The sequence below is a fragment of the Pseudoalteromonas sp. J2K-J031 genome (assembly GCF_058197095.2).
Window position 1 is genome coordinate 932,932 of record NZ_CM200279.1, and the last position, 13,782, is coordinate 946,713.

A 13,782-nucleotide genomic window follows, 5' to 3' on the forward strand; every position below is an offset into this window, starting at 1 on the left:
GCATTTGCTCCGCTTTTTTAGTTCAAGCTTAGTTTTAGTCTAATTTGTGGAAGTGTTGATTTTAAAGGCTTAGGAGGGGGGTGTCTCCAAGATGCGGTTGCGGGTGTCAGCCCTTGAACCCTAAGGTTCAAGGCGGAACACAACAACTAGCCGCAGGCTTCTCGGTACATGCCGAGCTTGCACAATAGCTAATAAACTGCGTCCCTAACAAAAAATTTATCGGCTCAGGGACTTAACCCACTGACCTGCATCTCAGAGAACAACTTAATTATATAAGACAATTTGCAAAGCTCTATCTTTTATTGCAAAAAAAATTCCAAGTGCAGTTTTAATAAACAAAACGCTTTAAAATCGCACTGTTAAGGCTAATTTATTGGAGTTGCCGCTAGCCCAGTGGTAGCATTACGCTTATAGTTAACTCAAATTATTGGCTAAGAAACCGACAATGTTCGACAATCTCACCTACCAAGAAGCACAGTTGCTGCTCGAAAAACATCAAGTCTTTGTTATGCCGTCAGAAGTGCATGGCGTTATTAGCGGTCTACTTGCTTGTGGCCTTGAAATTGAAAGTACTGAGTATTTATCTTTATTAAGTGATGTATTTAATGAAGGCCAGGCTTTTCAAACTGAGTTAAAAACGTTTTTAGTGGAGCTTTATAAGCAAGTCACCAGCAAATTAAGCGATCGGGAATTACATTTTGAATTGTATCTACCCGATGATGATGAGTCATTAGCCGACCAAGCCAATGCAGTGGTTGCGTGGATTGCTGGTTTTTTACTGGGCTTTGGATTAAAGCAAAAAGATTATGGTCGTTTATCAGCAGACGTTAAAGAAGTGATCCAAGACTTTACTGAGATCAGTAAATTAGATACTCATTTTGATGAAACCGAAGAAGACGGCCAAAGTCTGTATGAAATTATTGAATATGTGCGAATTTCGACCTTGTTATGTTTTGCCGAATTAGGTGAAAAACAAGTGACAACGACACCGACTAATAAAACGATTCATTAATAGAGCCTAATCATGAGCGAATTTATTCAACGACGTGCGCGTTTGCTTGCCAATATGGAGCCCAATTCCATTGCAATCATTCGTGCAGCTAAAGAGAAAACCCGCAGTCGCGATACCGAATATGCCTTTCGTCAAGACAGTGACTTTTTTTACTTAACTGGCTTTAACGAGCCTGATGCGGTTTTGGTACTTGCCCCTGATTTAGCCGAACCATGTACTTTGTTTTGTCGCGCTAAAGATAAAATGGCCGAAATTTGGAGTGGTAGACGTCTTGGTCCTGAACAAGCTCAAATTCAATTGGGGTTTAATCATGCCGATAGCCTCGATGGGCTTGAGGATAAACTCCTCGCGTTAATAAATGGTCATCCAACCTTATATTTTGCGCAAGGCAATGACAGCCAGTTTGATGATTTAATATGGCAATGTATTAATACATTACGTAATGGCCCAAAACGTGGTTTTAAAGCGCCACACACCATTAAAGATGTGCGTAGCTTAGTGCATGAAATGCGTTTATTTAAATCGGATGCAGAACTTGCTCTAATGCAAAAAGCGGCCAATATCAGCTCGCAAGCGCATATTCGAGCGATGAAATTTGCCAAAGCAGGTGCTACCGAGTACCAGCTAGAGGCCGAAATACATCATCATTATGCGATGAATGGTGCGCGCCACCCTGCGTATGGCACCATTGTTGGCTCAGGCGATAATGCCAATATTTTGCATTACACTGAAAACAGCGCTGCGCTTGTTGATGGTGATTTAATCTTGATAGATTCAGGCTGTGAACTTGAAGGTTATGCCGCTGATATTACTCGGACTTTTCCTGTTAATGGCCGTTTTAGTGCGCCGCAAAAGCAGTTGTACCAATTGGTGCTCGATGCGCAGTTAGCCGCACTTGATGTGGTCAAACCGGGCAACACCTTAAAAATGGTTGGTGATGTGGCTATAAACGTATTAACGCAAGGCATGATTGATTTGGGTTTATTGCAAGGCGAACTTGATGAGCTTGTTAGTAAACAAGCCTATAAAGCGTTTTATATGCATGGCATTGGCCATTGGCTCGGGTTAGATGTGCATGACGTTGGCGATTATAAACAAGATGAAAAAGACCGCCCATTTGAGCCGGGTATGGTGCTGACGGTTGAGCCTGGTTTATATGTTGCTGCCGACGCTATCGCGCCAGAGCAATTTAAAGGCATAGGCATTCGCATCGAAGATGACATTGTGGTGACTCAAACAGGCCATATTGTTCTGACTGCTTTAGTGCCAAAAACTATTGCAGAAATAGAAGCCATTATGCAAGCAGGAGTGTAGGGTGCAGCAGTTTGATGTGGCTATTTTAGGTGGGGGGCTGATTGGCGCAAGCCAAGCATTATGTTTGGCCAAAAGTTGTCCAGAGCTGCGCATTGCAGTAGTCGAAGCCTTTGCCGCCAACAGCAGCGCCCAACCTAGTTTTGACGACCGCTCTATTGCAATTGCCCATCACAGCGCTACGTATTTGAGTCAATTAGGGCTATTTAATCAAAATGCCCCTTATGTTGAAGCAATTGAAAGTGTGCAAGTGTCTGACCGTGGGCACTTTGGTAAAACCAATATCAGCGCCGCAGAATACCAAGTGCCAGCACTGGGTTATGTGGCAGAAGTTAGACCCTTTGGCATGATGCTGCACCAGCAATTGGCGCAGCAAAAAATTACACTGTTTTGCCCTCATACTGTGAGCGCAATCGATCTGAGCGCCGATGTAAATATACTCACTTTGAATGATAACCAACAGTTGAGCGCTAAATTAGTGATTGTGGCCGATGGGGCGCACTCAGCAAGCCGCGCGATGTTAAAGATTGATTTTAAGGCTGAGGCCTATCAACAAAACGCGATTATTGCCAATATCGAAGTCAGTGGCGGTCATCAACAACGAGCGTTTGAGCGCTTTACCGAAGATGGGCCAATGGCATTATTGCCAATGAGTCAAAATCGTTATTCTTTGGTATGGTGCGTGCACCCTGATGCCGCGGCCGATTTAATGCAAGCCAGTGATGACGAATTTTTAGCGCAATTACAGCAAGCGTTTGGCTACCGTGCTGGGCAATTTATTAAAGTGGGCGTTAAAGCGCAGTATCCACTAACCAAAGGCCAAGCGAGCCAATTTATCGCCCATCGCACCGCGATAATAGGCAATGCGGCTCATACCGTGCACCCCATTGCTGGTCAGGGTTTTAATTTAGGTGTGAGGGATATTAAGCTACTGGTTGATTTAATTAACACAGCGCATCACCAAGGCCTTGATATTGGCACTTATCCAGTCTTAAAACAGTATCAACAGCAAAGGCAACAAGATATCGGCACAGTGCTCTGTTTAACTGATTCGTTAGTCAAACTTTTTTCAAATACCTCTCGTATTATTGCCCTTGGCCGCAGCATGGGATTATTAAGTTTAGAGTTAAACAATCGTTTTAAAAAACCATTAGCCAAGCAATTAATGGGGCAGACCCGCCAAGGATTAAAAACATGAAACAAAGCCAAGTCTGTATTGTGGGTGCCGGTTGCATTGGTTTAACTCTTGCGCTTGGTTTAGCCAAACAAGGAATTAGTGTTGTAGTGATTGATGGCGCGCCATCATCAAGTGTACCAAGCCAATTGAGCAACGATTTTAGTCTGCGAGTGAGTGCGCTTAGTCTTGCAAGTCAGCGGTTATTAACGCAATTGGGTGCATGGCAACATATTGTGGCACTGCGAGCGCAACCATACACCGCAATGGATGTGCGCGATAAAGACTCGTTTGGCAAAATCGAATTTGTTGCACAAGAGCAAGATTTAACCCATTTAGGGCATATCGTCGAAAACGATGTGATCCGACAAGCGTTATTAACCGAGTTGGCGCAGCAGCCTTTAGCAACGGTTTTGTTTGATAGCCCGTATCAGCAAATTCACCAAAGTGATACCGATGTCTTTTTAACCCTTAAAAATGGCACGCCCATTATCGCCAAACTGTTGATGGCCTGTGATGGCGCAAACTCAGCGATTCGCCAGCAATATAAAATGCCGATTACGTTTTGGGATTATGATCATCACGCTATTGTGGCTACCATTAAAACCGAGTTACCGCACCATAATGTCGCACGTCAGGTGTTTTTACCCGATGGACCATTAGCATTTTTGCCTTTGCCTGAAGCGAACACGCACTCAATTGTATGGTCAACGTCGCCAATGCGCGCTCAAGCATTATTAGCTATGGACGATAGCGAGTTTAATAAAGCGCTGATGGCTGAATTTGATGGCCAATGCGGTTTATGCGAAGTTGTTAGTGCTCGGCAAAGTTTCCCGCTAAAAATGCGTTATGCCCGTAAATGGCTCGATAACCGAGTTATTTTAATGGGCGATGCGGCGCATACCATTCACCCGTTAGCTGGGCTTGGTATGAACTTAGGGCTAAAAGATGCCGCTTATTTGTTGGATCTTTTGGCCGAGCAGGCAACTAAGCCGAATAAAGACTTTGCCCCGCATACACTGCTGCGCCAATATGAGCGTGGCCGTAAAGCCGATGCACAAACCCATATTGCGATGATGCAGGGTTTAAAAGAATTATTTGAAGGCCAACATCCACTTAAAAAACTCATTCGTGGTGTCGGGCTTAATTTGGTCGATAACCTGAGCCCACTTAAACAGCTATTTGCCGATCAAGCGCTCGGGAAATAACTCACCTTTTTAAGGGGTCAATCTGTAACAACAAAAAAACGCAGTGATGCGGTTTTTTTATGGCTAGGGCTAGTGGCAAGTCATAGTGCTGGGCCTGTTTTAACCGTGCTTACTTCAAGCGCAGGGCGATAAACTCGGCTAGTTTGTCTACGGCTGGGTTACTGTCTTGGTGCTTTTTGATTAAGCTGATACCCACAGTGCCTAAGGCCGGTAAAATACTGGTCGATTTTTGATAAGGCACATCGGTTGGTACGGTTTGTTTGGCAAGCACGGTAATGCCTAATCCTTCTTTAAGGGCGGCGGTCAGGCCTGCTAAATCGGCATTGGTATAGACAACGCGCCATTTTAAACCGGCTTCTTCGAGTGCTTTAATTGCGCGGCGGCGATATATACAACCTTGTGGGGCAGCCACCAGAGTCACGACCGTATTTTGCACTAAGTTTAAATCGCCAACCCAAACCAGCTCGTCTTGCATAAAAATGGGGTGTTCGTTTTGGTCGAGTTGTTCAATTAAGGTCAAAATTAAATCAAATTGCTCGCGGTTACTTGTTTGTAGCAGTTGTTTACTGAGCTCTGATTTTACTTCAAGGGACACATCCGGGTAGAGCGAAACAAAGTCGCCAATAATGGCGGGTAAAATCGTGGCGGCAAATTCACTGGGAATACCCAAACGTATTTTACCTGTGATCACCTCAGAGCTAAATTGTTGCAAAATAGTATCGTTAGTCAGTAACATTTGTTTAGCCAGTGGCAGCAGTAACTCGCCATGATGATTGAGCACTTGGCGCTGGCCTTGTTTTTTAAATAGCTTGGTATCAAGCATTTCTTCTAAGCGCTTTATTTGCAAGCTCACCGCAGGTTGCGATAGCCCTAATAACTCACCGGCCTTAGCAAAACCGCCTACTTCAATCACAGTAACTAACGTACGTAAGCTATCGGTTGGGATGTTTTTCATATTAACATTCTCAATTTAAACAACCTTTAATATAAGTATTATTTATCAGTAGATTTAAAATTACAATTTGTTGTTCACTTGCTGGCGCAATATAATTTTTGTATCAATGTAAACTAGGTATTAACCATGGCGTTTCAACCCAAATTGTTTGCTAGCCATTTACTCGACCACCACGCTGTTTTAACGCAACAAAACAGTACGTCTTATGTCGCCAATAAATGGGTGTTTGATATCGGCGGCAGTGCGGTGTTACCTTTTTTACGTCAAGTTCTGGTCGCTAATGTGGCCAAACTCACCACACCCGGCATGGGGTTGCAAAGCAAAATTAATGGCTTTAGCGCCAACCAAAACATGACCCTTGATGTGTACTACTTTTCTGAATCTGCTTTTCGCCTTGTTGTGAATACTTCTGAACCTCTTATTTTTGCCAATTGGCTGACTCAATTTGAAACTTATTTTGATATTGATGTGATTGCTCGTGATGATTTTGCGGTGTTGTCGGTGCAAGGTGCAGATGCGTTTCATACGTTAGTGGATGAGTTTGCTTTAACGCCGGGTTTACGTTTGTCTGACTACGCTTTGCGCTTTGGTGCCCAAAGTGATGCGGTATTTTTAACCGCAGTAGCAAATGATGCAGGTCAAAGTTATGAATTAATTGCCAACCCTGCTGAGCTTGCCAATTGGCAAACTCGTTTTGTTGGCTTAGGGTTTAATGCGCACGCAGCGTAGGGTGCATTAAAACCGTAAACGTATGTTTAGATTTTTTGTTGGTTTTTGGCTTGTTTAGCAGTGTTTTATGCTTAATTTTAGCCCTATCCCAAGTGAATAAATCGCAATATAAAATCAGTGGTAGAGATTATTAACTTATGTATAATCGCCGCCCATGTTATTCCCCTCAATGATGAGGAAGCGGCCTGACTGTTAGGGCTTTTACTTAAGTGCAGGAATATTATGACAAATAAAACAGTTCTTCACGCTAAGCACATCGAAGCTGGCGCAAAAATGGTAGATTTCCACGGCTGGGAAATGCCAATCAACTACGGTTCACAAATCGAAGAGCACAACGCAGTGCGCACCGATGCCGGCATGTTTGACGTATCACACATGACTATCGTTGATGTGAAAGGCGCTGATGCAAAAGCATTTTTACGTAAATTGGTTGCTAACGATGTTGCTAAATTAACTGTACCGGGCAAAGCGCTTTACACAGGTATGTTAAACCACGAAGGTGGTGTGATAGATGACTTGATCATTTATTTCTTCTCTGACACTGAGTACCGCTTAATTGTAAACTCTGCAACACGCGAAAAAGACTTAGCGCACATTGCAATTGTGGCTGCTGATTTTGCTGTTGAAGTGACAGAGCGCCCAGAGTTTGCGATGATTGCCGTGCAAGGCCCGAACGCAAAAGCAAAAACAGCGACTATTTTAAATGCCCAGCAAAATGCCGCAGTAGAAGGCATGAAGCCATTTTTTGGCGTTCAAGCGGGCAACTTATTTATTGCAACGACAGGTTATACTGGCGAAGCAGGCTATGAAATTGTGGTTCATAACGATGAAGCCGCTGATTTATGGCAACAATTATTAGACGCAGGAGTTGCACCAGCAGGTTTAGGTGCACGAGATACGCTACGTTTAGAAGCAGGTATGAACCTATATGGTTTAGATATGGATGAAACTGTATCGCCACTTGCTGCTAACATGGGCTGGACGATTGCATGGGAACCACAAGACCGTGACTTTATCGGCCGTGCTGCTTTAGTTAAACAAAAAGCAGAAGGTGTCGATAAATTGGTTGGTTTAGTCTATGAAGATAAAGGTGTATTACGCTCAGGCAGTAAAGTCATCGTAGAAGGTGGCGAAGGTGTAATCACTTCTGGTACATTCTCTCCAACCTTAGGTTACAGTATTGCGCTTGCACGCGTACCAAATACCGTTGGTGAGACTGCGCAAGTAGAAATGCGTAAAAAATTAGTCGACGTAAAAGTGGTGGCTCCATCATTTGTACGTTTTGGTAAAAAAATAATTTAATCAGTTTCGGGCTAGTCCCAAAATAATTTAGTCGAAGGAACAGTAGAATGAGCAATATCCCAAGCGAATTAAAATACGCATCGTCACACGAGTGGGTTCGCGATGAAGGCGACGGTACGTTCACAGTAGGCATCACTGAGCACGCACAAGATCTTTTAGGTGACATGGTATTTGTTGAGTTACCAGAAGTGGGCGCTGAGTTAGACGCAGGTGATAGTTGTGCTACGGCAGAATCAGTAAAAGCAGCGTCAGATATCTATGCACCAATTAGCGGGATTGTTGTTGAAGTGAATGAAATGTTAGAAAACACACCTGAAAGTGTGAATAACGATTCATATGGCGACGGTTGGTTATTCCGCATTAAAGCATCAGACGAGTCTGAGCTTGATAACCTACTTGACGCTGAAGGTTACGAAAACTCAATCGACGAAGAGTAATAGTCGTTTGATGTATAAAAGCCCCATTTGGGGCTTTTATGGTTTTTTACCATCATTGCCTTGGCAATCATCATAAAAAACCACACAAAAGCCAGTTGAAATACGTATGTACTTCAATTGCACACATTCAAATGTTGTTGTTAACCCCATTGACTCAACGGCATTGTGTTAGCAAACCGACCAATCCGGTTTGTAACATTTATTTTTTTTGGATTAATAGGAATCTGGACTAATGTCACACGCCAAATCTCTTGATCAACTCGAGCAAAAGCAAGATTTTATTCGCCGCCATATCGGCCCGAATGCAGCACAAACTGCAGCCATGCTAGCTGAATTAAATGTATCAAGCGTTGAAGAGCTAATCAGCCAAACTGTGCCTGCAAGTATCCGTTTAGAGCAGGGTTTAACAGTCGGTGAAAGCCGTACTGAAGTAGAAGCATTAAGCTACTTAAAATCTGTAGTGTCTAAAAACAAGCTCTACAAATCGTATATCGGCCAAGGTTACCACCCGACATTAGTTCCAAACGTTATTTTACGTAACGTGCTTGAAAATCCAGGTTGGTACACAGCGTACACGCCTTACCAGCCAGAAATCGCACAAGGCCGTTTAGAATCGTTATTAAATTTCCAAACGCTTTCAATTGATTTAACCGGTCTTGATTTAGCCTCAGCGTCATTACTTGACGAAGCAACAGCCGCTGCTGAAGCAATGGCGCTTGCAAAACGTGTTGCTAAAGCGAAAAAAGCCAATACATTCTTTGTTGCTGATGACGTACATACACAAACAATCGACGTTGTAAAAACACGTGCTGAACAGTTTGGTTTTGACGTTGTTGTTGCGCCTGCGGCTGATGTTGCAAATCATGATATTTTTGGTGCGTTATTCCAATACCCATCAACCAGTGGTGAAATTGTTGATGTGCAGGGCTTAATTGCGACAGTGCATGATAAAAAAGCCATTGCCTGTGTTGCTGCAGACATCATGAGCTTAATTTTATTAAAATCACCAGGCTCATTAGGTGCAGACGTAGTGCTAGGTTCGGCGCAGCGTTTTGGTGTACCTATGGGTTACGGCGGTCCTCACGCAGCATTTTTTGCAACGCGTGATGAATACAAACGTTCATTACCAGGTCGTATCATCGGTATCTCAAAAGACCGTTTAGGTAACGACGCATTACGTATGGCAATGCAAACACGCGAACAACACATTCGCCGTGAAAAAGCCAACTCAAACATTTGTACCGCGCAAGTATTATTAGCCAACATGGCGGCATTTTATGCGGTTTACCACGGCCCACAAGGCTTAAAAGTGATTGCACAGCGTATTCACCGTTTTGCTGATATTTTAGCTGCTGGTTTACAAGCTAAAGGCGTAAGCTTAAAGCATTCAACATGGTTTGATACTTTAACGGTTGTTGCAGCAAATAAAGACGAAGTGATTGCACGTGCACTTGCAGCAGAAATTAACTTTGCTACCAACCACGCGGGCGAATACTCGATTTCAGTAAACGAAGAAACCACACGTGCTGATATCGCAACGTTATTCGACGTGATTTTAGGTGCAGGCCACGGCTTAGATGTTGCAGCACTTGATGCGCAAATCACTGCCAATGGTTCAGATTCTATTCCTGCGGCACTCGTACGTGACGATGCGATTTTAACGCATCCAAACTTCAACTCGTACCACAGCGAAACAGAAATGCTTCGTTATATCAAACGCCTAGAAAACAAAGACTTATCGCTTAACCATTCAATGATCTCATTAGGTTCATGTACCATGAAATTGAATGCAACGGCCGAAATGATCCCTGTAACTTGGCCTGAAATTGCTAACCTTCACCCATTCTGCCCGTTAGACCAAGCAGAAGGTTACCAAATCATGATCAACGAATTACATGATTGGTTAGTGAACATTACCGGTTACGATGCTGTTTCATTGCAACCAAACTCAGGTGCACAAGGTGAATACGCAGGCTTAATCGCCATTCGTAAATACCACGAGTCACGTGGTGATTCACACCGTAATATCTGTTTAATCCCAAGTTCTGCGCACGGTACAAACCCGGCAACAGCTCAAATGGCAAGCATGAACGTTGTAGTGGTAAGCTGTGATAAAAACGGTAACATCGACATGGCTGACTTAAAAGCCAAAGCTGAGTCGGTTGCTGAAAACTTAGCGTGTATCATGGTAACGTACCCATCAACACACGGTATTTACGAGCAAAATATTAAAGAAGTGTGTGACATCATTCATCAACACGGTGGTCAAGTGTACATGGATGGCGCCAACATGAATGCGCAAGTTGGTGTCACCAGCCCAGGCTTCATTGGTTCAGACGTATCACACTTAAACTTACATAAAACATTCTGTATCCCACACGGCGGCGGCGGCCCAGGTGTTGGCCCAATTGGCGTTAAAGCACATTTAGCCCCATTTATGCCGAACCACAGCGTCATTAACGTGCCAGGTACTACAGCAGGCAACGGTGCAGTATCTGCAGCGCCATACGGTTCAGCAGCAATCCTTCCTATTTCATGGGCATACATCACCATGATGGGCAGCGAAGGCTTAAAAAATGCCACTGAAATGGCAATTGTGAATGCTAACTACCTAACTGAAAAGTTAAGCAAGCATTTCCCAATTTTATACCGTGGTCAAAACAACCGTATTGCACACGAATGTATCGTTGATTTACGCCCTTTAAAAGAAGCCACAGGCATCACAGAAATGGACGTAGCAAAACGCTTAATGGATTACGGTTTCCACGCGCCAACTATGTCGTTCCCAGTAGCGGGCACGTTAATGATTGAGCCAACTGAATCTGAGTCAAAAGTTGAAATCGACCGCTTCATCGAAGCCATGATTTCTATCAAAGGCGAAATCGATAAAGTAGCAAGCGGCGAGTGGACTGTTGAAAACAACCCACTGGTATTTGCACCGCATACTCAAGCAGACGTACTTGGCAACGAGTGGGACCGAGCATACGACCGTTTTTATGCAGCGTTCCCAGTACCAGCGGTAGCTAAAAACAAATTCTGGCCAACAGTAACCCGTATCGATGACGTATACGGCGACCGTAACCTAATTTGTTCATGCCCACCGGTAGACAGCTACGCTGAATAATTGAAATTTTAATATTGTGATTTGATAAAAAAGGCAAACCTCGGTTTGCCTTTTTTGTTGAGCGAAATTTATGATGATAGTGATGTTGGGAAACGTAGGTGCAAGCCTGCTTGCGAAGCTTGCCCGCTTTTTGTAGGTTGGGCTTTGGCCCGACAGTTTTTTAAAAGCCGTTTTCAAATAAACATCTATTTTAAAAATTGAAAAACCACTTTTTAAATTAGCACTGTTGTCGCGCTGGCGACGGCAGCCAAAGAGGGGCTAGCGCTCACCCCTCTCTGGACTCACCCAGCGCCACCGACATCACGCTTAATCCTTCAAATAACTCATTGATGTGAACGTAAACGCCATGAAAGTACATCCATGTACAAGCATGGCTTATCGCGCATCCATGCGCGAAATTACTCATCAATAAATTATTTTCAGGGCTTGATAACGGGGGAATTTACCAACATCAGCCTTTGCTTTGATATTCCCGTAGGTGCAAGCCTGCTTGCGAAGGCGAGCGCAGCTCGGCAGGTTTTTCTTTAAGATAAATTAAATTATTTAGCCAAAGGCAAAAAGCAAGACGCGACCCCATTGATTCTTCTTTTGTGCACAATGCAAGACCTGACCCCGTGATTCTCCTGATATTTGAGAACAATAAAAAGCCCCGCTAGTGCGAGGTTTTGGATTCAAAAAGTACTATTTGTATGGCGAGTCACTTTTACCAATAATTTTGTCGTAAAGTTTATCTGGTATAAAAGGAGTAATTACTAGAAACAAACCAACAAGCAAAATTACCAACCATACTAAGAAGAAAAGCATTGGCGATTCAGCCTTGATTATTTCCGAAGCTCGAATGTTAATCTGCTCGTGAATATAAGAGTAATGAGCATATTTAAGGATACCTACCCCTAATAAAAAATAAAAAAACTGTTTCATTGAAGGTATCGTCATTTTTTATCAGTCTCCATTTTTTCAGTAACTTCTTTGTTTACTTCAGTTGCAACTGTGCCTACTACAACACCGACAGCCCAATCTCCAACAGCCTTGATTGCCTGAGCTTTATTTGTTGTGACTTTAACAGCTCCGGAGTCACTCTTAGCCGCGTCAACGCCAGTTGCAGCAATTGCACCTGCTGCGCTTGAGCTATCACCATTTACTAATAAATCAGCACCAGCTAAAGCGAGAGAAGCAACCTGACCACCGGGAATAACACCCGCGATTGTACTGGCATTACCTAAATTTTCTTTCGCAAACTCCTTTGTAAATTCTGCTCCATTTTCAAGACCTTTACCTGTCTGGTTGGCAGTTGCTTTTAGTCCTGAAGCTACATTTTTTGTTTGTGTTTCAGCACTCTTAAAGAATTTAGCAAAACTATCAAATGCACTTGCAGCTTCTCTTCCATCAGGGTCTGTAAACTTGTATGGATTATTGTTTCCATATGTGTATCGCCCGAACCCGTGAATGTTTCCTTTTAATAAATGTGACAAAGCATCCATTGGATCATTCGAATAGAAGCGCCCGATAACTGGATCATAGTATCGTGCCTGCATATATGTGAGGCCTAAATCACCGTCATGTTTATGGCCTGTGAATCCAATGTCTGTGTAGTCACTTGATGGGATCCGCTTTCCATATGGCTGATAATGTTGCCTGCTGCCACTGACAATTATTCTATTCTCATTTGTTTCTAATCTTGGGGAGCCTAACAGGTCACTGTGAAGATAAGTTGTACTATTTCCTTTGATTTTAGCAACCAAACTCCCTAATAAATAGACATAATCAGTATTGCTACCATCAGTATGAAGTTCATGAATAAGCTTGCCTGATTGACTGTAAATTTGATAAAAATTTGAACCATTGCTGGTACGTTTAACTAACTTATCATGGCCATCATAAATAAAGTTGAGTGCACCTGAGCTGGTTAGTTGATTGGCGAGGTTGAAGTTAAATCCTCTCAGACCATTGTTAGTTACATTACCTCTTGCATCATAAGTAAAACGCCTATTTTGACTGCCCGATACAGCTGATACTCGGTTGTTAGAATAGGTGTAATCAAGCAAAAAATTGCCTAATTTTTGTTGCGTTAAATTACCGATGTTATCGTAGGTAAAGCTGCCAGCGCCCCATTGACCATTTGCTAGATTTAGGGGGAGGGCGTGTGTGTAAGTTTGTTTGTCTATGATAGGTCGGGCTTTAGCCCGGCAAGTATTTAACGCAAGTGATTGTTCTCAAAATGAAAAACTGCTTTTCGCGATAAGTACATCAAGAGTAATAGCAATATCGCTTCACAACCAGCTAATAAAAACCACTAGTGGCAGTCTTTAGCTAGTGAGGGCCAAAAAGCTCAAGTGCAATTAAAAGACTTCGAACTCCTTCGGCACGGATTTTTTCACTAGACGCTGAGTTAAAATAAAACCTCAGCAAGCGTAAAGCTACTTAGATCCCTTTGGCTTCAAAATCAGCCAAAAATAAAGCCCCTCAGTTATTATTAAGAACAATAAAAAGCCCCGCCAGCTTAGTCTGCAAGGCGAGGCTTGGGATTCAA

10 protein-coding genes and 1 other RNA gene are annotated in these 13,782 nt (G+C 43.1%); 8 read left to right on the forward strand and 3 right to left on the reverse strand.

All coding sequences use genetic code 11. The features are described 5' to 3' along the window. Positions 1 to 79: 79 nt before the first annotated feature. Positions 80 to 262: non-coding RNA, 6S RNA (ssrS, locus tag AC3KZC_RS04285), on the reverse strand. Positions 263 to 445: 183 nt separating this feature from the next. On the opposite strand from ssrS, the gene AC3KZC_RS04290 reads away from it, so the two are divergent. Genes AC3KZC_RS04290 through AC3KZC_RS04305 form a run of 4 tightly spaced genes read left to right on the forward strand, consistent with a single transcriptional unit; the run spans position 446 to position 4,705 of the window. After that, positions 446 to 1,012 (forward strand): UPF0149 family protein, encoded by a 567-nt coding sequence (locus tag AC3KZC_RS04290; RefSeq protein ID WP_490580251.1) that lies wholly within the window; start codon positions 446 to 448, stop codon positions 1,010 to 1,012. Between the two features lie 12 nt (positions 1,013 to 1,024). Then, a complete protein-coding gene (gene pepP, locus AC3KZC_RS04295; protein WP_490580252.1) occupies positions 1,025 to 2,326 on the forward strand; it encodes a Xaa-Pro aminopeptidase in 1,302 nt (433 codons plus the stop codon). Between the two features lies 1 nt (position 2,327). Further along, complete coding sequence (gene ubiH, locus AC3KZC_RS04300) at positions 2,328 to 3,521, forward strand: 2-octaprenyl-6-methoxyphenyl hydroxylase (protein ID WP_490580253.1); 1,194 nt, start codon at positions 2,328 to 2,330, stop codon at positions 3,519 to 3,521. Further along, a complete protein-coding gene (locus AC3KZC_RS04305; RefSeq protein ID WP_490580254.1) occupies positions 3,518 to 4,705 on the forward strand; it encodes an FAD-dependent monooxygenase in 1,188 nt (395 codons plus the stop codon). Before ubiH ends, AC3KZC_RS04305 begins: the two co-directional genes overlap by 4 nt. Positions 4,706 to 4,814: 109 nt before the next feature. Here AC3KZC_RS04305 and AC3KZC_RS04310 read toward each other — a convergent pair whose 3' ends face one another. Next, the gene (locus tag AC3KZC_RS04310; protein ID WP_490580255.1) at positions 4,815 to 5,660 is read right to left on the reverse strand and encodes a LysR family transcriptional regulator; all 846 of its coding nucleotides are present in this window, start codon (positions 5,658 to 5,660) and stop codon (positions 4,815 to 4,817) included. 126 nt (positions 5,661 to 5,786) lie between these two features. On the opposite strand from AC3KZC_RS04310, the gene AC3KZC_RS04315 reads away from it, so the two are divergent. The 4 genes from AC3KZC_RS04315 to gcvP all read left to right on the forward strand — a co-directional run bounded on the left by AC3KZC_RS04315 (position 5,787) and on the right by gcvP (position 11,252). Further along, entirely contained in the window at positions 5,787 to 6,389 is a 603-nt protein-coding gene (locus tag AC3KZC_RS04315) for an aminomethyltransferase family protein (RefSeq protein ID WP_490580256.1), read from the forward strand. Positions 6,390 to 6,611: 222 nt separating this feature from the next. Continuing rightward, entirely contained in the window at positions 6,612 to 7,691 is a 1,080-nt protein-coding gene (gene gcvT, locus AC3KZC_RS04320) for a glycine cleavage system aminomethyltransferase GcvT (protein ID WP_490580257.1), read from the forward strand. Positions 7,692 to 7,738: 47 nt separating this feature from the next. Continuing rightward, on the forward strand, positions 7,739 to 8,128 hold the full coding sequence (gene gcvH / locus AC3KZC_RS04325; RefSeq protein WP_490580258.1) for a glycine cleavage system protein GcvH: 390 nt from the start codon (positions 7,739 to 7,741) through the stop codon (positions 8,126 to 8,128). Positions 8,129 to 8,360: 232 nt separating this feature from the next. After that, complete coding sequence (gcvP, locus tag AC3KZC_RS04330; protein ID WP_490580259.1) at positions 8,361 to 11,252, forward strand: aminomethyl-transferring glycine dehydrogenase; 2,892 nt, start codon at positions 8,361 to 8,363, stop codon at positions 11,250 to 11,252. 932 nt (positions 11,253 to 12,184) lie between these two features. Here gcvP and AC3KZC_RS04335 read toward each other — a convergent pair. Further along, positions 12,185 to 13,297 (reverse strand): RHS repeat domain-containing protein, encoded by a 1,113-nt coding sequence (locus AC3KZC_RS04335; RefSeq protein WP_490580260.1) that lies wholly within the window; start codon positions 13,295 to 13,297, stop codon positions 12,185 to 12,187. Positions 13,298 to 13,782 lie beyond the last annotated feature (485 nt).

Bases quoted from the DNA above. Each gene is read 5' to 3' on its own strand.
- AC3KZC_RS04305 (WP_490580254.1), top strand. From the start codon at position 3,518: ATGAAACAAAGCCAAGTCTGTATTGTGGGTGCCGGTTGCATTGGTTTA.
- gcvH (WP_490580258.1), top strand. From the start codon at position 7,739: ATGAGCAATATCCCAAGCGAATTAAAATACGCATCGTCACACGAGTGG.
- pepP (WP_490580252.1), top strand. From the start codon at position 1,025: ATGAGCGAATTTATTCAACGACGTGCGCGTTTGCTTGCCAATATGGAG.
- gcvT (WP_490580257.1), top strand. From the start codon at position 6,612: ATGACAAATAAAACAGTTCTTCACGCTAAGCACATCGAAGCTGGCGCA.
- AC3KZC_RS04290 (WP_490580251.1), top strand. From the start codon at position 446: ATGTTCGACAATCTCACCTACCAAGAAGCACAGTTGCTGCTCGAAAAA.
- AC3KZC_RS04315 (WP_490580256.1), top strand. From the start codon at position 5,787: ATGGCGTTTCAACCCAAATTGTTTGCTAGCCATTTACTCGACCACCAC.
- gcvP (WP_490580259.1), top strand. From the start codon at position 8,361: ATGTCACACGCCAAATCTCTTGATCAACTCGAGCAAAAGCAAGATTTT.
- AC3KZC_RS04310 (WP_490580255.1), bottom strand. From the start codon at position 5,660: ATGAAAAACATCCCAACCGATAGCTTACGTACGTTAGTTACTGTGATT.